16 protein-coding genes, 1 tRNA gene and 2 pseudogenes are annotated in these 23,773 nt (G+C 57.4%); 9 read left to right on the top strand and 10 right to left on the bottom strand.

From position 1 onward, the window contains the following. Nucleotides 1–50 precede the first annotated feature (50 nt). Nucleotides 51–127, top strand: a tRNA-Met gene (locus tag ACFOGH_RS20045). Between the two features lie 488 nt (nt 128–615). Then, on the top strand, nt 616–954 hold the full coding sequence (locus ACFOGH_RS20040; RefSeq protein ID WP_380074972.1) for a WYL domain-containing protein: 339 nt from the start codon (nt 616–618) through the stop codon (nt 952–954). A 361-nt stretch (nt 955–1,315) separates the two neighbouring features. Here the strand turns inward: ACFOGH_RS20040 and ACFOGH_RS20035 are convergent, their stop codons facing one another. From ACFOGH_RS20035 to ACFOGH_RS19990, 10 genes are all read right to left on the bottom strand, one after another. Next, the gene (locus ACFOGH_RS20035; RefSeq protein WP_380074975.1) at nt 1,316–2,971 is read right to left on the bottom strand and encodes a 3'-5' exonuclease; all 1,656 of its coding nucleotides are present in this window, start codon (nt 2,969–2,971) and stop codon (nt 1,316–1,318) included. Then, entirely contained in the window at nt 2,971–3,408 is a 438-nt protein-coding gene (locus ACFOGH_RS20030; RefSeq protein WP_380074971.1) for a type II toxin-antitoxin system RelE family toxin, read from the bottom strand. The genes ACFOGH_RS20035 and ACFOGH_RS20030 overlap by 1 nt, the downstream gene beginning before the upstream one ends. A gap of 11 nt (nt 3,409–3,419) precedes the next feature. Then, nucleotides 3,420–3,998 (bottom strand): hypothetical protein, encoded by a 579-nt coding sequence (locus ACFOGH_RS20025; protein ID WP_380074970.1) that lies wholly within the window; start codon nt 3,996–3,998, stop codon nt 3,420–3,422. A gap of 3 nt (nt 3,999–4,001) precedes the next feature. Then, nucleotides 4,002–5,396 (bottom strand): hypothetical protein, encoded by a 1,395-nt coding sequence (locus ACFOGH_RS20020; RefSeq protein WP_380074969.1) that lies wholly within the window; start codon nt 5,394–5,396, stop codon nt 4,002–4,004. Then, nucleotides 5,396–7,309, bottom strand: coding sequence for a GmrSD restriction endonuclease domain-containing protein (locus ACFOGH_RS20015; RefSeq protein WP_380074968.1), 1,914 nt, complete (start codon nt 7,307–7,309; stop codon nt 5,396–5,398). Before ACFOGH_RS20015 ends, ACFOGH_RS20020 begins: the two co-directional genes overlap by 1 nt. Before the next feature lie 71 nt (nt 7,310–7,380). Continuing rightward, complete coding sequence (locus tag ACFOGH_RS20010; protein WP_380074967.1) at nt 7,381–8,385, bottom strand: PGN_0703 family putative restriction endonuclease; 1,005 nt, start codon at nt 8,383–8,385, stop codon at nt 7,381–7,383. Further along, nucleotides 8,382–11,447 (bottom strand): BPTD_3080 family restriction endonuclease, encoded by a 3,066-nt coding sequence (locus tag ACFOGH_RS20005; RefSeq protein ID WP_380074966.1) that lies wholly within the window; start codon nt 11,445–11,447, stop codon nt 8,382–8,384. Before ACFOGH_RS20005 ends, ACFOGH_RS20010 begins: the two co-directional genes overlap by 4 nt. Then, complete coding sequence (locus ACFOGH_RS20000) at nt 11,440–11,649, bottom strand: helix-turn-helix domain-containing protein (protein ID WP_380074965.1); 210 nt, start codon at nt 11,647–11,649, stop codon at nt 11,440–11,442. The genes ACFOGH_RS20005 and ACFOGH_RS20000 overlap by 8 nt, the downstream gene beginning before the upstream one ends. Nucleotides 11,650–11,706: 57 nt before the next feature. Beyond that, entirely contained in the window at nt 11,707–12,099 is a 393-nt protein-coding gene (locus tag ACFOGH_RS19995) for a hypothetical protein (RefSeq protein ID WP_380074964.1), read from the bottom strand. Nucleotides 12,100–12,608: 509 nt separating this feature from the next. Continuing rightward, on the bottom strand, nt 12,609–14,186 hold the full coding sequence (locus ACFOGH_RS19990) for a recombinase family protein (RefSeq protein WP_380074974.1): 1,578 nt from the start codon (nt 14,184–14,186) through the stop codon (nt 12,609–12,611). Here ACFOGH_RS19990 and ACFOGH_RS19985 point away from each other — a divergent pair. From ACFOGH_RS19985 to ACFOGH_RS19955, 7 genes and pseudogenes are all read left to right on the top strand, one after another. Beyond that, a complete protein-coding gene (locus tag ACFOGH_RS19985; protein WP_380074973.1) occupies nt 14,139–14,675 on the top strand; it encodes a hypothetical protein in 537 nt (178 codons plus the stop codon). The genes ACFOGH_RS19990 and ACFOGH_RS19985 overlap by 48 nt on opposite strands. Before the next feature lie 1,374 nt (nt 14,676–16,049). Then, complete coding sequence (locus ACFOGH_RS19980; protein WP_380074963.1) at nt 16,050–17,972, top strand: ATP-binding protein; 1,923 nt, start codon at nt 16,050–16,052, stop codon at nt 17,970–17,972. 172 nt (nt 17,973–18,144) lie between these two features. Beyond that, nucleotides 18,145–19,000 (top strand): annotated as a pseudogene (locus ACFOGH_RS19975) (helix-turn-helix domain-containing protein). A 147-nt stretch (nt 19,001–19,147) separates the two neighbouring features. Then, nucleotides 19,148–19,678, top strand: a complete 531-nt coding sequence (locus ACFOGH_RS19970; protein ID WP_380074962.1) for a methanogen output domain 1-containing protein — start codon at nt 19,148–19,150, stop codon at nt 19,676–19,678. 127 nt (nt 19,679–19,805) lie between these two features. Beyond that, nucleotides 19,806–21,743, top strand: a complete 1,938-nt coding sequence (locus ACFOGH_RS19965; RefSeq protein ID WP_380074961.1) for an ATP-binding protein — start codon at nt 19,806–19,808, stop codon at nt 21,741–21,743. A 142-nt stretch (nt 21,744–21,885) separates the two neighbouring features. Then, nucleotides 21,886–22,269: a response regulator gene (locus tag ACFOGH_RS19960; protein WP_380074960.1), complete on the top strand. Its 384-nt coding sequence runs from the start codon at nt 21,886–21,888 to the stop codon at nt 22,267–22,269. Nucleotides 22,270–22,870: 601 nt separating this feature from the next. Then, a pseudogene (locus tag ACFOGH_RS19955) lies at nt 22,871–23,640 on the top strand (IS5 family transposase). The last annotated feature ends 133 nt before the right edge of the window (nt 23,641–23,773 follow it).

Here is a 23,773-nt window from a genome sequence, read left to right as displayed (position 1 = left end):
ATCCAACGCTGAAACCTACGTTCCCAATACACAATCAAAGGGAACACCGGCGCGGGGTGGAGCAGCCCGGTAGCTCGTCAGGCTCATAACCTGAAGGCCGCAGGTTCAAATCCTGCCCCCGCAACCAGTTTTTACTAGCGAATACAACCGCTTAAGAGCCGCCCTAACGGGCGGCTTTTTGCGTTCTTCTCGGCGGGTCAACAATAGGTCAACAAACGGACGGAAACCACGTGCGAAAACAGCGGGATAGTAGCCACGCAGGATCAGAAACGCGCGGAAACCGCAGCCGACAGCTTTGAGCAGGGAAATTGCGAACATTTCACCCAACTGATGCTGCGATCGCAATTGCTCGCTCCAGGAATAGACGGTGGGTGCCGTGCGGACAGCTTCCAACCCGGCGCCGAGATCCACGAGGGTCGGCGCGCCGGTCGAGTCATTGCGGACCAGTTGCCAGTTCGTATGCGTGCCGCGCTGGAAGCCGATGCCGATGGCTTCGACAATGGTCGCCAGAGTTGTCGTGACTGCGACCCGATCACGGCGGCAGCGGCCAATGCCGCACTGGCGCGACTGGCGGAAACCGATCCCGAGGCAGGATTGTTGGGTCGCATCTACCAGATGCTGGACGTGCGACCTGCTGCCTATTGGCCGGATGATGTCCCTGCAGCGGCGGCGGCCGATCTTACCATTTTGCATGCGGCGATCCGTGCGTCTGAGCCGGTGGCCTTCAGCTACACCGATCTCGACGGGAACAAGACCACGCGCACCGTCTTGCCGCTGGCCCTCGTACACCCGCCGCAGGGCGTGAAGCTGTTGGCCTGGTGCGCCGAGCGCCAGGACTTCCGCCAGTTCTTTGTCCGCTCGATGCAAGGCCCCACGCCCCAGCCTGGCGATTTCAGCGGCGAACGGATGGCCCTGCTGGAGGGGCTGCTGGACAAGTACACCGGTCGAACCTGACGACCACGATGCAGGTGCCGCGCTCTATGGGCGCGGCACTTTCTACGCGCAGACGGTCGGATCATGGGGTGGCTTCCGACGCGGGTGGCTTCCACCAAGTGGCTTCCGCAAACTGGCTCGGGTGGATTCCGCAAAAGAATCCAGCTTGGCCAGATCGTGATTCCGTAAGCCACTGATATCTGGCCCTTTACACGGCTGGCCTTCGCTAAGTGGCTTCCGCCTGGATTCCCCGGTGAAAAAGCCAGTCGCTAGCGAAACGCCGCGCTGCGCCCCCCCGCATACGTTTGGGGCCGGGGAGGAACCAAGCCAGGGGGGTCTCAGCTTTCATCAAGCTGCTATACGGCCTGATCAATTGGTCTGATCAGGACCCTTTGAGGAAGTCATCGACGAACTCGGACACCGGCGTGATGCCCGTTACCAGCAGATGGTCGCGCGCACGTGTGCATGCGACATAAAGTAAGTGCCGTTCGGTGTTGTAGACTTCTTCAAGGTCTGCATCGTCGGCCACTGACTCGATGCGATCCGATTGGGGAATGATATCGTCGTCGCAGGCCATGACGACAACTGACCGGAATTCCAGACCCTTTGCGAAATGCATCGTGCTGATGGCGACAGCGCCATTCTCGACTTCGACCTTGTCGTTCAGTTCAACGGCCCTCGCACCTGCGGCCTTCACGGCAGCCCGTGCGCGCTTCAGTTCCGCATCGGACCGCACGAAGACGCCCACCTCGCTTGGCGAGCAGCCATCCTTCAGCCGTGCGCTGATCCAGTCGCCGACGACGCTGCACTCATTGCTAGCATCGGCGCAGGCCACGACCATCGGCGGTGGCCCGTCGAACATCGACACTGTGCCACGCCTTCCCTCTGCGTTTCCGTCGACGTCTGAGACTGTTGTTGGAAGAAGCCTGTCGGCATGAAGGCGGATTTGATGGGATGTCCGATAGTTGATGCGCAGGGTGAAGGACCGGCCACGAACGTCCAAGCCTAGCGCCTTCCACGAAAACGGCTGCTGGAAAATCCGCTGGCCGAGATCTCCAGCAAAGAATAGCCCGTCCCCACGACCCACCGCCATCGCGGCGAAAAACCTTGCTTCAGCCACACCCAGATCTTGAGCTTCGTCGATGACCGCGAAATCATACGGACGAGCAGACTTTCCCACTAAACTATCTGTCAATCGCCCGAACACGTCCGACCACGTGACAATGCGCCGTTCCACCAAGCCCGCCCGCACCCGCTCGAAGATGGACCAGAGGGATTCGCGCTGTTTGCCGCCGATCCTGGTCTTGCGGCCAAGGCGAGACACGTCCCGATACTCGTCCCACGACCGCAGTTGCCAGGCGTCGACAACATCCTCCCATTCTCCGACAAGGAAGTGGGTTGAGAAGCGGTGACCTTCGATCTCTGATGCCGCCTTGGTGACAAGAGAGCGGATCATCGCGGGCGCGGCGATCTGGGGTTGGCCGAACCGTTCGGAATAGAGGTCATAGCCAACCGTCGAGATCGCTTTGACGACGATCCGGGCGGCAATCGATGGCTCGCCTGCCACCAGGCTGGCCAATTTGACCCGTAGGGAATTGGCTAGCGCTCTGGAGAAGGTGGTCAGCAGCACGGTCGAGCCGGGGTTTGCGCGCGCCAGATGTACAGCGCGGTGCAGCGCCACGATGGTCTTGCCCGTTCCCGCCGATCCGGACACACGGGTCGGGCCGGAGAAGGACTTTTCGACCAGTTCGGCCTGAGCGGGATGCAAGAAGACCGCCCATTTGTCCCAGGGGTAATCCAGCGCCTGCTTCAGTTCTTCGGCATTGGTCAGCACCCGGAAACGACGCTGGGCATCGGGATGGGCAAACGGATCGGCGAGGGCGGGCGCTGGCTCCGGAGGAAGCGGCTTTTCACCCACGGCCAGTTTCAACAGGGCTTCCTGCGCCTCTTGCGGCAGGTGTTCGATGATGTCGAACAGTGTGTCCTCGGTGGCCGCGCGGACATCGTTCACCCATTCCTCCGGCACGCCAAAGGCCATCAGTTCGAATTTGCGCAGGTTGTCGAACAACTTGACTGCTGGTTTTGCGGCGGGTGCCGGAGCAACAGGTGCTTCTTTGGGCTTAAAGATTTCGATCTCTTCAACCCGCTCGCGCACCTCGACCAGTTGCATCGCCCCTGTCGTCGGGTGGGGCGTTCAATCTTGCGGCGTTCAGCCCATTTGTAAGCGTCGTCATGGTGATCGACATAAACCAACAGGATGCTGGAGGCCGTGCGGTGGACAATGATCCGGATGTCGGCATTCACTCGGACCGACCAGAAGTTCGTGTCCTTGGCGCGGTCGAGCTTGTGAAACGACAGACCGTTTGAGGACGGATCGAGTTGCAAGTCAAAGGCCGTGGTCTTGGCCACCTTCTGCTCCTGCGAGGTCAGGCGAGCCAGGCTGTCGGTGAAGGTGTCGGCGATCCGGAATTCCAAGCTATGGGCCTTTACTTTAGGGTCAAATCACGGCCGGGCCGAACCAGCATCCATGGAAAAACTATCTCCATCGGCATTCTTCCACTAAATCTGTAGCCTTTGTTGAAAATCTGCCAAGCGTTCCCCCCATTTACTCCCAAGCCTGGTAGGGTAAACATCTTCTTCTGGTTTTCCAATTCATTGCCAACAGCCCAAATCAGAAGATGCTCGATCTCTTCCAGAGCCCGGGATATTCTATCGATTTTGTTCTTTCCCTTTATGAAATCTACGGGAGCATAACTGAAACTAACTGAGCCCCGCTTATTGACAATGGCCTTGGCAGTTTTGTGGTTTCCAAATCGAGTTGATGGCGATTTCGTCAAGCCGATATATTCAATGTGGTCCTTTGTCATTGAATTACCATGGTTGCGAACAAGAGCGTAAAGGAACGGTTCTTCGGTATCGAAATCAGGAACGCGCATATCCTTCGACCAAATTTTGGGTCTGGACCAATCCAACTCGACCGTCTTGAAAAGTGGGTTGCCTGCTGAGTTTTGTATTTCGGCGATGTCATCGGCCCAGTCAGCTTGTTTTAGTCGCTTGATTGCCATCACTCACTCCACCGCGAATACTTTCATCACCTCGTCCCCGAGATGGTTGATCACCTTCACCGCGATACGTCCCGACTGCGGCTTTGCGAACGGCCGGGAGGTGTCGGAATAAAGGCTCTCCCAGGCTTCCTCGTCGATCTCAGCCTTCAGCGTGGTTTTCAGCGCCTTGTAGGGATCGTTGGCGCCGAGGAAATAGGCGTGGCGGACGAAGAAGGATTCCTCGTTGTAGTCGGTGTCGAGCATCCACAGGGCGATGCCGTCCGTCCCCTCGCTCTCCACCGAACCGGTCTGGGGCTTGAACACGTCCACGCCGAAGACCTGGACTGTCACCAGGCCGTCGCCAGCATCGGCGATGCGGATGTCCGGTTCGCCGAAGATCACGAACAGGTTGCCTGCGCCGGTGATGCGGGCGGTCCAGAAGGTTCTGAGCGCCGATTGTGCAGTGGCGGGCCAGTCGGAAGGGGCCTCGCGCGGGATTTCCCATTCCATCAGGCCGCCTGCGGGGGCCATTTCGCCGGAAAGCAGTTTCACTCCGCCGGTGGCACGGAAGTCGATCTTTGCACCTGCGCGGCCGCCGGTTTCCACCTTGAACGGGGTGGGGTGGCCGGAGAGGGCGGCGTTCAGTGTGGCGACTGCATCCTCGACGGCGGGTTGCAGACGGTCCCAGATCACGTCGATCTCGGCGTTGTTGGCGATGCTCTTCAGCGTGATGTGCGGTACGCGCTCATAGACGAAGCCCTGGCGGATGCTGCCTTGGGTGGGATTGGATTTGGGCGGGGTGCGAGTGATTTCGCCCTCTTTGCGCTGGCCATCCACGCTGTCGGCCAGCAGGTAAAAGGGATAACGGGCATCCTTCACATCGCGCGAGGTGGTGGACCACTGGAAGTTGGAGTTGAACTTGATGCCATAGGGCGGGTCGAAATAGATGCACTGCACCTGACCGCGCAGCCCCTCACGCTCGGCGAGGCTGGCCATCACCGACAGGCTGTCGCCCGAGATCATCCGGTTCGACCAGTGCTGATCGTGCTGGTAGAACTCGGTCGCGGCTTCGGCGTCAGGCAGGCCGTTGAAATCGGCGAACATGTCGAACTGTGGGGCGTCCTTGGTTGCCTTGGCGCGGTTGGCGGATTCGCGTTTCAGGTCGTCGATGATGACCTTGGGGTGGACCTTTTCCTGAATATACAGCGGCGGGGCCTGCACGATCAGGTCGGACCAGTCCTGCTCATCCTTGCCGCGCCAGACCAACTGCGGGTCCAGATCGCGGTTTCGGCGTTCGTACGCCAGCTGGATCGGCGTCTTGTCCTGCTCACGCATGATCGACTCGAACTCGGCCGTCGGAATATTCTTGCGCGTGGCGTCATGGGTGAGGGTTTCGACCTCGATGGGTTTCTTGGCCATTACGCGGCTTCCTCTGTGGTGGTGTCGGCCAGATCGAAGCCTTCGTCATCTTGGGGCACGTCCTGCCCGTCCTCGGGGTAAGGTGCGGTTCGGGCAATCGCGTGGCCGGTCGCCGCAGCGATCAGCGCCAGCAGACGGTTTTCGCGGTCGGCCATGAAGTCGACAAATCGGTCGGCGCGCAGCAGTGCGGGGTCGATGGCATGGCTGGCGAGGTATGCGTCAAGATTTGCGGGATTGATCGGCGGGGCGTCGGCGTTGCCTTTTTCCAGCTTGGCCAGATAGGCGGACGGGGCAGCGCCGCCGATGATGCGGTTGGTTTTGTAGCCCAGGGGCGTCTTATTGATGATGGTGTCGTAGGTGGCGACAGGGATCTTCGCGTCGATGCACCATTTCTGCGGGAAGATATGGTGGATATCGACGTACTCGTCGAAGAAGACCGCAGCGTTGAAGGGATTACCGGAGCGGAAATCGATGGCGCCCTCGTTCATCAAAAGGGCGTGGATGCCCTTGTAGGCCGCCGACAGCCGCGTGCGCATGGTCCGCAGTCGTTCAGGGCGGAAGCGGCCCTCAGTGATCGTGGTGGGTTCGGGCCCGCCATCGAGCCAGGCGGGAACTTCTAGAATGTCCTTAGCAAAGCGGGATTCCACAGCCACGCCGTAAAGCTCGCCAAATATGCCGCACCAGTACCAGCGGGCCAGTTTTTCTTTGACGGTGGCATGATCGAACTTGGCGCCGATCCGCGCGAGTACGGCAGCAAAGGGGACAAGCTGACCCTGATACGGTAAGTCGATGACACGGTAGATGTGGTGCTGGCGCAGGAATTTCGCGGCTGTCTTGAAGCCTTCCTCGACTGCGTGGCGATGCTCGAGATAGGCGGACAGTGGCAGGTCGAGCAGGGACTGGCGCGACGCGCGAACAGCGGACAGCTCACTGTCCTTTCGCCCTTCTGCGATTTCCTTTTCGCGGTTCTGCGCGCCGTGGACGAGGGCAATGGCCTGCAAAACATCCGTGCTGGCGACCTTTTCCAGAACGCCGAACTTCTGCTCCGCCGCCCGCCCATAGACTTGGAGGCGGTGCTGCATTCCTGGTTTGCCCTCGGCGCCCAGCCAGTCGTCACGCAGGCGGTGACCCTTGGCGGCATACATGGCGGTGACCAATTCGAAGGCGTCCAGGGGCTTGCCGCCGGTGTTCACCTTTTCGAAGACGAGGCAGACTGCCTCGTGCGAGGTGTCGGGGCTGAGCGCAATGACGGGGACCTGGTAGCTTTTGAAATTCTGAAGGATTTCATTCTTGAAGGTGCGGAACAGGTCACGATTCTCTCTGGTGTTCCAATGGTCGTTGAAGCCGTCCTGCCATTCGTCCCAGTCAAAGACCTGGTTCAGAGGGAACATCAGGTTCTGATATTCAAGTTCGGTCGATGAGAGGTCGAGATCGACGACCTTGCCGAAAGGCGACTTAACCTTGCGGTCTTTCGGGATGCTGATGATGGCATCTTGACGATCAACGTCGCCATTTAAAGCGGCGCGGATGTCGATGTAGAACCAGCGATCCACCAGTTTCAGCCGCGGCGTGACGGTCTGCACCACGTCGCGCCGCATACAGGTTTGGTAGAGAGAGGTCATGCGCTGCTGACCATCGAGCAAGAGTTGATCGGGCACCTGATCTACGGCAGACGCAAGCGCCCCTTGGACCGGACGGCGCGCGAAGGTTTCGGCGGTGCCTGATTTCATTTCCAATGTCATCAGCGCGCCCACGGGAAAGGCTTGCGATATGGACGCAACGAGGCCCTTGATCCGCTCCTCATCCCAGACCCAGCTGCGTTGGAAATCAGGCAACTGAATCTTCCCGCTAGCACAGAGGCGCAGCAGTTCTTCGAGGCTAACCGGGTTGGTTCTGAAAGCGGCCTGTTTCATCTATGTGTTACCTTGTCATTCGGTCGTGCCTGTTGCGCCGGTTGCGCAATGTGTTTTGGAAAGCTTGCCCGTCATTGATCGTGATCGCGCAGGAACGTGTAGCGTTCAAGCAAGTATGTCGCCCACTCCCGACCAAGTCCGTCCACTGCTGCCTTTTGCAGAGTCGGAAGGAATGCAGCCTCAATTGACGCGCTGCGGAAATTGCCTGGCTCGACCAAAAGGCGCGAAAAAACTTCGAAAGCATCGCTGCCAAATCTTTGCAAGTTGGGCGCCGTAACCTTGTGCAGCGCCAGATTGCCCTTTGGCGAGATATGCAGAACCATCACGCGATCCGCGCCACTCTCGCGCGCCTGCTGCATCCGCCAAGCCAACATCTGCTGGCGCACTAGTTGATAGAACGGTTCCCAGAAGAAATCCTCGACCGTTAGCCCGAGGTCGCTCCTGATCGGACCATCAGGTTCAAAAGTCTTGTCCTGGTAGCGTTTCACACGGGTTCGGTTGCCACCCTCTGGGTTGGCACTATCTGGGATGGGGGCACCATAGGATTCGGTGTACTTCCACTCGATAAGCACAGTGCACAGGCCACTTGAATCACGATACCGAACTGCTGCATCGGCGCTTGTCGCGTTCGCGCCTCGCGATGCGATCTTCCCCTTTGGCCATTCGCCCAAATAGTCGCTTTCGCCGGTCCATTCGAAGTCCACGAATAGATCCCGCCCTTTGGCATCGGTTCCGACAGGTTGCATTTCTGGGGGTTCAACTCCCAACGCACTCGCCAAAACTCGTGAAAGCAGTTCGGGTTGGCGCATTAGTGGCGCCAGAAAGTTGACGCAGCAAACCTGAGACGAAAGTGCGTGATTGCTGTGCTGGTGCCATACAATCGTGCTTCCATTCCGAGCTGCATCGCCAGCAAAGTGCTGCTCGATATCTTCAGAGAACACTGGGTTCAGATTCAGCGAGCGAGCGCGATCGATCAAGCGGTACGGATATCCTTCCATCAGATTTGCCGGATCAATCTGACTAAAGAATCTAATTTGCGCTTCACGCTGGTCGGGTTTGAACACTGGTGATTTCATTGGACCGCCTCACTTGAATATTGGGATAGAAGCTTGGCAAATTCCGCTTCCATCTCGTAGACCGCCGTGAACTCGGTGAACGCCCAGCGCCCGAACTTCTCCAGGTTGTTGACGCCCGGCACCCAGTAGCTGCGCATGGTATTGGCCTTGTCCTTGGCATCCTCTCCCCGGTAGCCCTTAACCTCGACGATCAGGTTCAACGGGTCGGGTTCGCCTTCGGCGGTTACACGGCCATCGTCGACCTGCACGATGAAGTCTGGCAGGTATTTTCGCGGGGTAGATCCCATGAGGTAAGGCACTTCCAGCCCAAGCCCCTGGTTCTTGACGTAGGACAGCACGCGGGGGTGGGCTTCGGCGACGCGCGCGAACTCGGCCTCCCAATCGCTGTCGCAGACCTCCCAGTTGACGTGGGATTTGTTCGACGCCGTCTGCCAGCGCAGCTCCTTGGATGTAGTGAAATTCACGAATGCGGTCGAGCCGGTGGGATTGTAAGCGTCAAGGATCGCCTTGACCGGGCGGTCGCCTTGCAGCGTTTCAGTGATGGCAGCCTTGATCCGTTCGGCGGCCATCTCAGCGATTTCAGGGTAAAGCACCTGACCCGGATGTGTGCCGCCGGTGCATTTCAGATAGCCTCCGTCGATCCATTGGCGGGTGATGCGTTTCAGCTGTCCAAAAAGGTGAAGCTTTGGTGCCTCGCCCGGATCGCGGAATTTGCGGTATAGAAGGTGCCGCGCCAGGCGGAACATGATGGTGGAGCCGCGCAGGTCATCGGGCTGCTCCAGCGTGAGGTCGACGCCCTCGCCGATGATGCCTTGGTTGGTGGTGGTAGAGGGACCGAGTAGCTGCGGGGTCAATTCGAGGACGTGGTCGGGGCCGAAGTTCGCCTCGAGCCGTTCATCGGGCAGTTCAACGCGATAGCCTTCCACACGGGGGAAGGTGATTTCCAGTGCATCACGGTCGGGTTTGACGGCATGGACGCGGATAGTTTCGCGCGGCTTGGCCGGGGGTGAAACCACCGGTTTGGAGGCGAAATCGAAGGGGATGCCGAGGACATCTGCGTATTCGACGTTGAACAGACCTTCGTCGTTCAGTTCATACGACTGGCGGCGCAGCGCACGGCCGACGACCTGCTCGCACAGCAGTTGGGTTCCGAAAGCCCGCACACCCAGGACGTGGGTGACGGTGTTGGCATCCCAGCCTTCGGTCAGCATCGAGACTGATACGACGCAGCGAATCTGTTCGCCCAGCTTGCCCCTCTTGCCGACGGTGTTCATCACCTCCCGCAACAGGGTGGATTCGTCGATGCTGTCGCCCGCGTGAATATCGCCCGTGCGTTCGATCATCTCGCGCTTGAACTGCTCGATTTCCGTCGCGGCCATCTCACGGAAATCCTTGTCCAGCGCCTCGCCAGATTCGAGTTGTGCAGAGTCGATCAGGATTGTGTTGGGGCGCGGCATCCGGTTGCCGAAATCATCATAGTTCCGGAACAGGGCGAGACGACCGTTTTCCAGCGTGGTTTCGGTGCCATCATCGCTGACCCGGTCAAAACCTGAAACGTACTTGTAGATGAGTTCCGACGTGGCCGTGTTGTTGCAGACAACGATGAACACCGGAGGGACGCCAATGCCCTCCTCTCGCCAAAGATGGAAGGTCTTTTCGTAGTGACCGTAGAGGGCCTCCAGCGCGGTCAATAATTCGACAGGCAAACTGAACGGATCGAGCGCCTTTCCCGCGACCCGACCTTTTTTGGGGAGCTTCTTGCCAATAAACTCCCAAAGATTGCGAAACTTCGGCGTGTCGCCGCCGGGGATATTGTCGGCCACCGGCACGCGCGGCAACTTCACGATGCCACATTCGATGGCATCCATCAGGGAGAAGTCCGACATCGTCCACGGGAACAGCGTGCCCTCAATATACCCGGAGCCACGCAGGAAGAACGGGGTTGCGGACAGATCGTAGACCAGGCTGATGCCCAGCTTGCGCTTCACGGCTTCCAAGCCCGAAATCCACATGCGGGCTGCTTCGTTGTTCTCTTTGGCTTCGCTCTTGTCGTCGCCCTTCAGATCATCCTCGGTGTCGCCAAATGCATCCTGCGCGCGCTCACGATAGCAATGATGTGCCTCGTCATTCATCACGACGATGTTCTTCTGGCCCATCAGGTCGCCCATGACGCGCTGGATCATCTCGCCTTCGGTTTCAAGCGTCTGGACCTTGTCGCCGCGCCAGCCCTCAAGAGCCTGGCGTGTGCCTTTTGCAATCACCAGCTTTTCGCGCAGCTTAAATGCGTGATAGTTGGTGATGACGATCTTGGCGCTCTGGATATCGCGCAGCATATCGGGCGGGGTGATCTCGCGGCTGCGATAGTAGCTTTCGGGGTCGTTGGGCATCAGAACACGCAGGCGGTCGCGAATGGTGATGCCGGGGGAGACGATCAGGAACCGGCTCGAAAACGCCTTGCTGTTCGGGTGGCGCACGGCATTGACGGTTTGCCAGGCGATCAGCATTGCCATGACCGTGGTCTTGCCCGCCCCCGTCGCGAGTTTCAGCGCAAGACGCATCAGTTCGGGGTTCGCCTGTTCGTTCGCCCCTTTGATGTGGGCCCAGAACTTGGCGACGCGCGGCCCCATCTTGGGGGCCAGTTCCGTCAGCCATATGGCGGTTTCCACAGCTTCGATCTGGCAGAAGAACGGACGGATGCCCTCGAACTTGTGGTGCCGCCAGTGTTGCAGCAGACGGGCTGTCTCTGGCGTCACCAGCCATTGATCGGGGTTCGGCAGGCTGCGCCAAGTTTCGACATAGCCCCGAACCTCGTTGATGATCGGGGTTGGGTTGTATTCCTGATCGGTCGTCGAAAGATCGTCATTGGCACCAAGCAATAGGGAAGCCTGCTTCGTGTTCTGACGCTGCTTCTTGGTCTTTGGAACGGGCGTGATGAGATCCGAACGCCGCCGGTTGTCCAGAATGCGGTTCGTGGGCTGACCATCCGGATCAAGTTCCCAATGCCTGCCCGGGTACGCATAAGGGGAATTCAGGATCGGTTTTTCAAAGAACTGCTCAGACATCCAAAGCACCTTTCCCAAGGTTGGCTTTTACGGATGCTTTCTGTTCATCGATCCAGCCATCAATATCGTCATACTTGAAGCGCCACTGACCTCGAACCTTGAAGGCCGGAATCTGGCCATTCCGTGCCATCGTGTACACGGTCTTCTCTGCAACCTTCAACAAAACCGCGACCTCTGGCAAAGTGAGAATAGGGTCCGACATGGACCTGCTCCTTCTCGAAATGTGTAAATTGAAGCTGCCAGACTTTGCCAGCCTTTACTAGCTGCTGATTGTTCTCGGTTGCGTCGAGAGCCATGGCTTGCGGACCATATCGTTTTCATCCTCAAACGCGGAGACATCCTCCGCCAGGATCAGCATGTCGGCCACAGCGACAGCGATCCCGCCAGCAGGCTCCGTGATTATGAGCCATTCCGTGCTGTCTGGCGGCATGATCCGCCGCATCATTCCCTCAGAGGGGCCGGTGCCGTTGCGCCGGAACAAGGGCAACAACTCCATCGCAGACAGGATTACGCAACCGGCAACTGGGACGGTGCCGCAGAGAACAAGGGCGATCCCAGTCCTGATCTTCAGCTTGCCCGCTGCGGCCCAGCCCGCGATATCGGCAATCGAACAGTCCCAGCGGACTGAAGTTTCGTTGAGCGTGAAAAACACGCGCGGAGGCAAAGCCACGTTGAATCCTTCCTCAATTGGGCCAGAGGAAGAAACGTGTCTGCACCGCCTTCTGGCCTTGTTTTTGTGGGCAAAAAAGGAAAATCACGGTACAAGAGGTCAGGACGCCAAAGCGCCTTCTTCGACCTTGTATGCCGGGTGATACGACCTGTTGTGCTTTTGGTTGAGGACTGCTCTCCCCATACGTGCAAGCTGCACCTGGTCGCGATTCGGAGCAATAGGGGGAACAGACGGAAGCTGTGGATAAGAGAACAAAGGGTGAAGAAGGCGCGCGGGGAGGCGATTTTCGGGGTGCAAGATTGCTTACGATGCATGATCAGAAAGTTCTCATGTCAACGCCATGTCAACGCGCATACGCCGAGTTTGCGCGGATGGTCACGGTGAAAACATGCCAATGTCCGTGAGTGTGGAGACGGAAAATCCGCAAAATCAAAGGCTTGTCGCGTAGGTGCCTGAAATGCCTAAGCTATTGGAATCGCTTGGGTTTTGGCTCATGACCTGAAGGCCGCAGGTTCAAATCCTGCCCCCGCAACCATCGTTTCCGACTTAGGCCCCTGCATGCGCGGGGGCTTTGTCATATCCAAGCCCCCGAGGCCGAGGATCCCGGCCAAATCCCCAACAAGTTCAATCTGATGCCCGCCCGGGGCATCCAATTCTGGCACAAGACGCACCTCAGTAACCAGCCCTCGCAGCAGTGCCGTGGCTTGAAGCTTCAGCGATGGGCTGTTCAGCGCTGCGGCCAGATCGGCGATCTTTTGGCGGTAGAGGTCAGACATGCGCGGATGCAACCGCAGGGCAGGGGGCTCAGGGCTGATTTCCAAGAATCGTGTCAGCGCCTGCTTCTCCTCCTCTAAAGTCGCCATCTTCACCTTCATCGATGCATGATACATGCCATCCTCGATTGCGGCGAGAATGCCCGCAATCTTCTTCTCCACCTTCGCGAGATCTCGCTGCGCCTTGTCGCGGTCGGCGGTGCTATCAGCTGCCGTGGCGTTGAAGGCCCGGCGGTATTCTTCCACGAAGGCGGCGATGAGGTCAGGATGCAGCAGAGACTCGCGCAGCCCGTTCAGCACTCGGGCTTCGACCTCTTCGCGCAGGATGGTTGCCCGGTTGGTGCAAACTTTGTCGCCCTTGTTACGGGTCGCGGCGCAGCCGTAGCGGGTCTTGTTGATCAGCGTGTAGCTCGCTCCGCAGCAGCCGCACTTCACCAGTCCCGCGAACAGGTAAGCTGGGCGGCGCGCGTTCTCTGGTCGGGGCCGGGTGGACTGAACGCCCGCCGGATTCATGTCGGCACGGATGGCGCCTTGGCGTATCTTGACCTGTTCCCAGAGGTCATCATCGATGATCCGCAAGTCGGGAACGTCTTCAAGGATCCATTGCTCGGCTGGGTTCGGACGGGCCTGACGCTTTCCGGTCTGCGGATCCTTCACAAAACTCTGTCGGTTCCAAACCAACCTGCCAATATAGAGTTCATTGTTCAGAATGCCGGTGCCGCGCTTCCAGTTGCCAGAAATCGTTGATGGCCCCCAAGTGCCATCGCCTTTTGCACTGTCGGGAGAGGGCACCCCTTCCATGTTCAGCGCAGAAGCGATCGCCCGGGCGGACAGCCCAGCTTCATAGTCGCGGAAAATTCGGGTTACGATCTGCGCCTCATCCACAGCAATCTCGCGTTCGCCGGTGGTGACGCTGCCATCGGCGCGCAGTTCGCGCTTCACAAGGTAGCCATAGCTGATGCCGCCTGCCGATTTGCCGCCTCGGACCCGGCCCTCGAGGCCGCGGTGCGTCTTCTGGGCGAGATCCTTAAGGTAAAGCGCCGACATCGTGCCCTTCAGTCCGATGTGCAACTCGTTGATCTCGCCTTCAGATACTGTGACGATGGCAATGCCGAGGAAGCGCAGTTGCTTGTAGAAGGCCGCAATGTGTTCCTGATCGCGGGAGATGCGGTCAATACTCTCGGCGACGACGATATCGAAGCGGCCGCTCCGGGCATCTTCCAGCAGGCGCTGATAGTCACCTCCGGCGTGGGTAAGTCGCTTTTGTTGCGTATCGCGGAAAGTTGTGGTGGCGATCCCCGCAATCTGACGCCTTGGAGCGCAGCAAAGACCGGCCTCGATCAGCTCGGCACCCGCAGCTATGATGGGCTGCTGGCTCTCGACGGCTTCCGGCGTGATCCCGATGCACGCCAGATCAAAGCCCTGCTTGCCATCGTTGACGAAGCGGGTTCCGATCCTGACCCGAATGGCGAGTATCGTTGGCGGGGGGTATTGCTCTCGGGGTCCGAGATACCGTTCACGGCAATGTTTCAGCGCAAAAAGACGGGCGTGCCCGCGGCGCTGTTGGCGCGGATTGTCGATATCCCTGCGACTTCCGGTCCCCATGGCTTGATCGATACCCTGCATGGATTTGCGGATGCGACCAATTTTGCGCGTCACCTTGCGAAACTGAAGTTTTCTGAGGTTACGCGCGTGTCAGGAAGTCAACTTCCGTCAACATGCGCGGGCCGAGGCGAGGCAAAGCTTATCGCCGCCTGTAGTCAGAAAGATTCAACACTTTGTTAGGGACTGGAGGGAGTCCATCGCTCGTGCAGTTCATGGCGGATATTGTTGGCATGATGATTTCCGCAGCCGCACCTAGGGCAAGCGCTGCTTCAATGAGGTTGTTACCCTCTGCGTATTCAACGAGGCCGATAAGGCATTTTAGGAAGTCTGTATGCTCTGACATTTCAACCTCAAGCATCGAATCCGACAGTGGCGATACTGCTACGCTTGTCGTGGTAAGCATCCCTTTGGCAGTCTGCTTTGCGCTAAATCAAATCTTGCATTTTCGGAGCATCTTTGAATCGCGGATTTGAAAACTGCACGTCGTGGGGCTAACCTTAGCCATCTAGGGTTAACGAATATTTAAATGCACAAAGATTGCCTGCCCCCTTTGCGCGCCTCTCTCGCTGTTGCCTTGAAATGCTGCAGTTTGTCGCAAGAAGGCTCCCCATACAGTCCCTTTGGGTCAGACCGCCAAAGATTTGATAGACCCCTGTGTTAAAAGTCCATCCCGCGCGCGCGTAATCGGCAGAAAACGAAAGACCCCGCGCAATGGCGGGGCCTTTACCGATCTAGCCTTAGGGTAGTCTTAGGGCGATTTGGGCGCAGCCTCTCTGACAATCACCCAATCTGCCACCTCCACAGCATGGCGAGGATGATGGCGACGGCGCCGGCCGCATCGATCTTGCGAAACTTGCGGCTTTCCCAATGCTGCAAGGGGGCGAAGTTGCCATCACCCTGTTGATGTCCACTCAGAAGTTACCCAGGTAGGGGCATAATTTTCATTGAGATTTGACCCATGTGACACGTTCCCGTGGCTGCTGGCAGCAGGGGATATTGGAGTGATCGGCGTGGCATTTTTGAGTATTGTTCGGCGTTGGGCATTGCGGGAGCATCTGTCCATAAGGCAAGGTGATGTCCTTGATTGGACGAGGGCGCCTTCTTTGTGAAGGATTTATTAACTGCCGTCTGGAGAGGGCGATGTCCCCAGCCTCCAAAGTCAGGGAGCAGGCGCATCAAGAACGGCACCAACGCGGGGCTATGCGCTGCATCGTTCATGTCCTCGAAATGCAGATGGGCCGTCCGAGATTCAGCCTTGGGTAGAACCCTTCTCGCAAATTCTCTAAAGTTTACCGAATATTCATGACGTTCGACGAACCTGATCTTGCTCCGAGCAGGGCCACTAAACTTATCAACGCAAAACCGAACCCATCAATTCATCCGATGACGAAGCAGCCTGGCGACCGCGGTCGCCGGCGCCGGGTTATGTCTGATTGGGGGCAAGTCAATCAGGGATTCTGCGATCAACCCCTATGCGTGCCTGCGTCTCTGATCGCGGAAAGGGCCCACCCTTACTGTTGATCAAACCAAGTGCGGCTGCGCAAGCAGCGTTGAATGTCCGCTCCCGAAGTGCGCCGAGGTTATGCGCGCATCCTTGAGTTGGCCGTTCAAAACCTGCGTGCCACCATCGAATCCGCTCCTGACGCGGTGTTGATCGTCAACGCCAACGACATGGTTATTGGGGCCAATACCGCCGGCCAAGTCATGCTGGGGTGCGCGATCACACCAAGCGACCCGACCTCGCTGTCTGACATCCTGGTCGCCGCAGAGGGCGCGCCGTCTGGACCCGGTCGCAGCGCCCGGATGCAATGCCGTTGCCGCAACGGTGACACTGTGCCGGTGGAAGTCGCCATCGCTGATGTCACGACCGGCACCGGCGACAAGCTTAGAATCGCATTTCTGCGTGATATGTCGCAGCAGTTGGAACGTGAACGTCAGTTGGCGCTTGTAGGAGAGCTTGCCCGCAAAGGCGAAGAAGTGAAGGATCGTTTCCTTGCTGTAATGAGCCACGAGATGCGCACACCGCTCAGCGGCCTCATATCCGCCACCGACCTGTTGGAGACCACGACAACGCTTGACGCGCCACAGGCTTGGTTGGTGGGCATCCTGAAATCCTGCGGGCTGGCAGCACTTGAACAGGTCAACAATATCCTTGAACTGACGCGGCTTTCTGCAAGCGATGCCAACGAGTTTCCGTTGACCGATTTTTGTGTGAACGAAATGGTGCGCGAACAGGTTAAAATTTATCAATCACTCGCGCTTGATCGCGGCAATGCGCTGACGCTCTCGCCCGAAGATGCGCCAGCCTGCATGGTGCGCGCGCCCCTGCCGCTGCTGCGCCGGATTCTCAGCAACCTGCTGTCCAATGCGCTCAAGTTCACGCGTGATGGTGCGATTGACGTTGTGTTGATGGATATGCCTGCCGACGCGCCGCAAAAACGCCGTTTCACCCTGCTGATCCGAGACACCGGCATAGGCAGCCCCGAGGCGGATCTAGAGCGGATTTTCCGCAATTTTGAGACACTCGACAGTTCCTATTCTCGGATGCAAGAGGGCACCGGGCTTGGGCTTGGCATTGCAAAGCTGTCTGCCGAGGCGATGGGCGGCACCATCAAGGTTGAAAGCCGCGTGGGCGAGGGCACATGCTTTACAGTGACCTTCGAAGCTGAACTTCAATCGCAGTCCACGGGTGTGGTTCGTGTGGAAAGCGCGCCAGCTGCCGTGCACAGGCCGCTGACCATCCTTCTGGCCGAAGATAACGAAATCAACAGCAATCTGATGGACCGGCAGATGAAGCGGCTGGGCCACAGCGTTGTCATTGCATCGGACGGGATCAAAGCGATTGCCGCCGTGCAGCGGCAGCGGTTCGACATCATCCTGATGGACATCTCGATGCCGCACATGGATGGTGTGACGGCCACGCGCCACCTGATCGACAACGGCCTTTTGGGTGACACGCCGGTTATTGCCCTGACTGCGCAAGCCTCGCCTGACCGCGTGCAGGTGCTTTGCGATGTCGGCATGACCGATGTGGTGATCAAGCCCGTCCGGATGGCGACGCTGGATGAGCTGATGCAAAAACTGGCCAGCGGCGGTACCAGGTCGGGCGCGTCCACCAGACAACCAGACTTGGTTGGATTGCTGGATCTTGAAAGACTGGGTGAGCTGATCCAAGTGATCGGCGTGTCAGAGCTTGAAAAGATGTTGGAGAAATTCACGTCTGATATGCAAAGCACACTGGCCGTCTGCACAAATGCCCTGAAGGCAGGGAACCTGGATGACCTGTCAAAGGCCGCCCATCGCGGGGCGGGTGCAGCGGGTATGCTGACGATGGATGCGCTCTGTCACCAATTGCGTAATATCGAAACAGCCGCTACGACCGCGGCACGTGAAAGCCTTGCTGAGCAGTTCAGCACACTCGATCAACTAAGCCACCAAAGCCTAAGCGCGCTGAAGCAAGTCCTGCAGGCCGCGTGACAGTGGGCGTCGATACACCGCCACCACCGGCGTCTGGGCACTCAGCCTCTCGATATAAATATCCGTTATTGTAGGATCTATCGATGCAGCAAGACACTTTTCAGCGAGACACGTTCTCTAATCTCCGTTTTGGAGTGGAGGGGTGGGTTCGATGGCCAAAGACAGATAGGAAATCCGGCGCAAGCTGCGCATTTTGGATCACACTGCGGCGTGAGGTGACGTCAGCAAGACGTGTCGATAGTTCGGAATTTGGAAAGCCAGCTTCTATCGATGGCGTCATGCCTTGGCAGATCATGGTGAGGTGGGGCTGGCCGACAAGAGATCGGTTCCGCACAACCATCCGAACCGGACGCCAGAGGCGGTTACGGAGAAAGTCCTCCTTCTACGCCGCGATTATCACCTCGGGCCAATCCGCATTGTTTGGTATCTCGAGCGCTATCAGGGCTCAAAATCTCGATGGCCGACGTGTATCGCATCCTTAAGCGCAATGGTGTGAACCGCCTGCCGGGTGGCACCTGGGTGCGCAAAATCCACACCAAGCGCCATAACAAGCAGGTTCTTGGGCATAAAATTAGATGGACGTCAAGTTACTGACGTTCATAGACAAATCAGGTGCCAAAGACTCGGCGTTTTCAATGCAAGGCGATTGATCATGCGACACGGATCCGCGCCCTGAAGATACGAACGCCAAAACCAGGCCAATGCCATAAATTTCGTGTATCACGTGAGCGCAGCTTTTCCGTTCCGCATTCAGGAAATTCGCACCGACAACGGCCATGGGTTCCAAGCGAAATTCCACTGGCATGTCGAATACAAAGGCATCCGTCACGCGTAGATCAAGCCCAGTTTGCCGCAACTTAACGGCACGGTTGAACGATCCCACATATCTGATGAGCAAGAGTTCTACCAGCTTCTCAAGCTACAATTATGATGTCGGTCTGAACGACAAACTGGGCGAGTGGGAGGAGCTCTACAATCTGGCCAGACCACATGGCGCCCTCAATGGGAAAACGCCTTACGAGACGTGAAAAGGTGCCTAGCTAGTGCGCCCACATTACAGATTTCACTGGCGTCACTTCGACCGCACACCAGCAATTGACCAACGTCTGAAGGAGTGTTTTGATGACGAAGTGGGTGTCATCCTGTAACAAAGCCGTTTACTAAATAGGTGTCTCATGGAAGTTGATCTCGATACGGTCTACCCGGCACCAGGGCTAACCAAGGACGCCTTCATGCGTTCGCTTATCCGGGAGCTTGCCGGAATCCTTGAAGACACGGTCGGCGTGCAGGAGGCCTCAGCCTACGTGAACCATGTCGGACTCTTGATCGGGCGAGCTTTAAACGGAGAGTACCGCACTGCCTACGGCACCGAACGACTTAACAATGACCAAGTCGCAGCCGCGCTAGTGCATCTAAAGAAACGTATCGGCGGCGGATTTTCAATCGAGCAAGCGGACGACCAGATGATCACTCTGGTTAATTCTTCCTGCCCGTTCGGAGACATAGTGATCGGACGCCCATCCCTTTGCCGGATGACGGCGAATGTGTTTGGCCACATCTCGGCAGAAAACCGTGGCTATGCGCGCGTCGGAATCAAAGAGGCTATTGCGCGTGGCGACGCGCGATGCCGTGTGGTAGTTTCGTTTCTCAAGCGGCACGAAGAACCGCAATCCATCGAGACGGATTTCTTCGGTTCATTCGTATGAGCTGCCCCAATTGACCGAGTCCTTGCTTCTATCCCTGCCGCAGGTCGTTGCCTTAACTGATGAGGCCGTCGTTGTTGTGGGCGTTCTGTCGCATGAGGTGCGGTTTGCTAGTTCTAGGGCAAGGGATATGCTTGATGCACCCGCCGAGTCCGATGAAGTCCTTCCGATAACTGACCTGCTTGAGTCCGAAGATGGCCGCCTTATGCGCTTTCTCAGCGACGCTGCGACGGTTTCGAGTCCGTTGATTGCGCGCTTCCGCCGCTGTTCGGACGGCGCATTGCTGACAGCAAAGGGGCATCGTATAGTCAGACGCTCGGGGGAGGTCTGCATCCTGCTTGCCTTAAAGGGCGATACGGAACTTTCGCGCCGGTTTCGCCTACTTGCAGAAAAGATAGCGGCACTTGACTTGGAAATCGAGCGGCGCAGAGCAGCGCAGGAACTTGTTTCACAGAACGCTGCGGCTCTGCAGCGCACTTTGATCGGCGTTCGTCAGATGTCTGAGATAGACACTACGGATCCTGACCATTTGCGACATGCGCTCGACGCGCTGCGGATTGCATGCGAACGACCCATCGCATTCATCATTGGCGTAGACGCAGGAAAACTGATGATCTTGGCAGTCAGCGGTGAGTCGGCACCTTTGTTTGAAAAGGGCTCCCAGCTGCATTTGGAGGGTGGGCTTGCGCGCCTTTGGGAGCTACCTGAGAATTCCCGAACTGAGACTTTGCGTTCCGCGGTGCAAAAAACTGCACGTGGCGCCTGCGACCTCTCAGGTCTGATGACATGGCCGCTCCACATCGGAAATGTAGCCAAAGCGTTTCTTCTGCTGCAAGGCGGAATTGGGATCAGAAACGAGGCGACCATCCTCGCCGATACGCTCAGCAGCCTTATGAACCGCGCCAGCGTTGAAGCCGATCTAAGGCATTCGCAAAAATTACAGGCAATCGGCGAGCTAACGGGCGGGATTGCGCATGATTTCAACAATATTCTCGCGGTTGTTTTAGGCAATGTCGAGTTAGCTTTGGATCATGCCACCCGCTCGAAAGTAAATGCACATCTGGCTGAACTTCTTGGCGAAATTCGGACCGCGGCGCTGCGGGGGGCCACCCTGACATCGCGCCTGCTTTCGTTCGCTCGAAAGCAGGCACTCAGGCCAGAAATCCTGTCGCTTAACGTTGTTCTGCGCGATCTAGATCCGCTCCTAAGGCGCGCTACTGGTGATAAGGTAGATATCGAAATAGTAGGTGCGGGAGGCCTTTGGAAGACCCGTCTCGATCAGGGCCAGTTCGAGAACGCGCTCCTGAACCTGACAGTTAATGCCCGCGATGCGATGCCCAATGGCGGAAAACTAACTATAGAGGCTGCAAATACGCGACTTGACGCTGAATATGCGTCGCAACATTCGGAGGTGTCTTCTGGCCAATATGTGATGGTCGCAGTCACTGACACAGGCACGGGCATGTCCCGAGATGTGATACGTGAGGCATTTACACCTTTTTTCACCACTAAAGGCGTCGGTCAGGGCAGTGGCCTCGGCCTCAGCATGGTATTCGGTTTCGTCAAGCAATCAGGCGGCCACGTAAAAATTTACTCCGAATTGGGACAGGGTACTACGGTCAAGATGTATTTCCCCCGTGACCTTGCCGACCATGCCGCCGATCCCGGCCAATTAGCTCCTGTCTTTGGCCGCCCCGCGTCCGGGCAAGATCGCATTCTCGTGGTCGAAGACGACACTGCCATCCTACGCTACGCCGAGCGCACACTGATTATACTTGGCTACTCGGTGGATACGGCACTGACCGGCGAAGACGCCATAGATCTGCTGCAAACAAAATCCTATGACATTCTGCTTACCGATGTAGTTCTGCCTGGGTCGCTGAACGGAGCACGCGTTGCGGAACTAGCCCGCAAGCTGTCACCGGGAATCAAGGTTCTGTTTATGTCGGGATATACCGAGAACGCCATCGTGCATAACGGCCAGCTAGATTTAGGCGTTGAACTGATTTCCAAGCCTTTTACACGTGACGATTTGGCGCGCCGTCTCGAACTAATGTCTAAAGCCTGAAGAGGATCGCTTTGCATATTCTCGCAGGCGAGGAAATCTGAACCCAACTGTCGCCTCAGATCTAGTATCTTAGGTCGATTGGTTTCTTTAGTGAAAGCCTTTATGGGGCTTCATTATAGGTCTTGCGAGGGAGGAAACATAAATGAGGGTCTACATAGCCGACGACAATCTGGAGTTTTCCCGCTTTGTGCGCCGTGTTGCTGAAATGGAGGGCTGGAAAGCGACCACTTGCACAAATGGGCGTGAGCTTGCAGCTGAAGTCGCAGCCGAAGAAAGGGCCGCACTGTTGATCGTGGACATAAACATGCCCGAGCTGGATGGGATTGAGGTCATTGAGGAACTCAAGGCAATCAAGAGGCAACTGCGCATTCGTTTTGTTACGGGGGGCGAAATAACCTCGGCGGTTGCCGCACAAATGATTGCCAAAGCCCGCGGCATGGATTCAGGCCGCCTACTTTTTAAGCCTATAGCAGTGGAAGAACTGAAGGAGCTTTTTCGCTCGGAGGCTAAATTACTCTATGAATAGGCTTCACGCCAAGTTCAAAGTAGTATGCCGTTGCTAAAGCTAAATGCATAGGGCCAACATCCTATGGAAGTTTAGAATACATCAGATTTGCTAGGACAAAGAATTGCATGTTCTGTGCGATGCAGTTGCGGAATTTGACGGTTTCGCTCGGGTTTCCTCGGCACACAGTTCAACACAGACGCCGCCACCTATATGGGATAGTTACATGACTTGAGCGTGCAGGTTTCACTGGGTGACTTTGGTGCGGGAAGTGCAACATTTGGGTAATTGCGTTCCTTAAGTTTAGTCATATTGAGGATCGAAGGCCAGTTTGCGTAATAACCAAATAAGGATTCTCTATCCTCGGCGACAGGGCGCTGTTTTATCGAAGCAGTAAATGTGCTTAGTATTATGACCGTTGCCGAATTTGTTGATCGGCCAGAACTGTATGAGCAACTTTAACTGATGGGTGCCTCGTTCCTGCAAGGATTCTACATCGCACGGCCCGTTCCAATTGAATAGTTCCTTTCCGAAACGCCATCTGGGCCCATACATCGCTAGGGTCAGGACCCATTGATCTTGCCCTTGCAGCATGATTCAGCCTCCGCAAGGAGACTGAACGATGCGCCACCTTTTCTGGCTGACCGAGGCGCAGATGGCGCGGCTGCAGCCGTTCTTTCCCAAGAGCCACGGCAAACCGCGGGTCGATGACCGGCGGGTGTTGAGCGGCATAATCTTCATCAATCGCAATGGCTTGTGGTGGTGCGATGCGCCGAAGGAATATGGCCCGCCGAAGACCCTCTACAATCGTTGGAAGCGGTGGAGTGAGAAGGGGGTATTCGCCCGGATGATGGATCGCCTGTCCTGCGAGGCAGCCGTTCCGAATACGGTGATGATCGATGCGAGCTACTTGAAGGCACACCGCACGGCGACCAGCCTGCGGTCGAAAAAGGGGGGGCAAGCGACCAGAGGGGCCGTCTGATCGGCCGAACCAAGGGCGGCATGAACACCAAGTTGCATGCCGTTACCGATGCTGAGGGCCGCCCTATCCGCTTCTTCATGACCGCAGGCCAGGTCAGCGATTACACCGGCGCGGCGGCCCTGCTGGGCAGCCTGCCCAAGGCGGAGTGGTTGCTGGCAGACCGCGGATATGACGCTGATTGGTTCAGGGAAGCGTTGAAGGACAAAGGGATAAAGCCCTGCATCCCCGGCAGGAAGTCGCGCGTCAAGCCCATCAGGCACGACAAGCGCCGCTACAAACGCCGCAACCGCATCGAGATCATGTTCGGGCGCCTCAAGGACTGGCGGCGAGTTGCAACGCGCTACGACAGATGCCCGAAGGTCTTCCTATCCGCCGTCGCTCTCGCCGCAACCGTCATGTTCTGGCTATGATGCGAGAACGAGTCCTGACCCTAGGCCAACGTCGAGTTGTTCGGCCCATTGTTGCCGGTCGCTTATGTGTTCTGGCGCAAAGACCGACCTCCAATCAGTTCAATGCAGAGGAGAGGCGATAGCATGCTCTGTC

The sequence above is a fragment of the Cypionkella sinensis genome (assembly GCF_042646385.1).
Classification (GTDB): Bacteria; Pseudomonadota; Alphaproteobacteria; order Rhodobacterales; family Rhodobacteraceae; genus Cypionkella; species Cypionkella sinensis.
The sequence above is the reverse complement of the archived record's forward strand: the minus strand, read 5'-3'. Positions and strand labels throughout refer to the sequence as shown.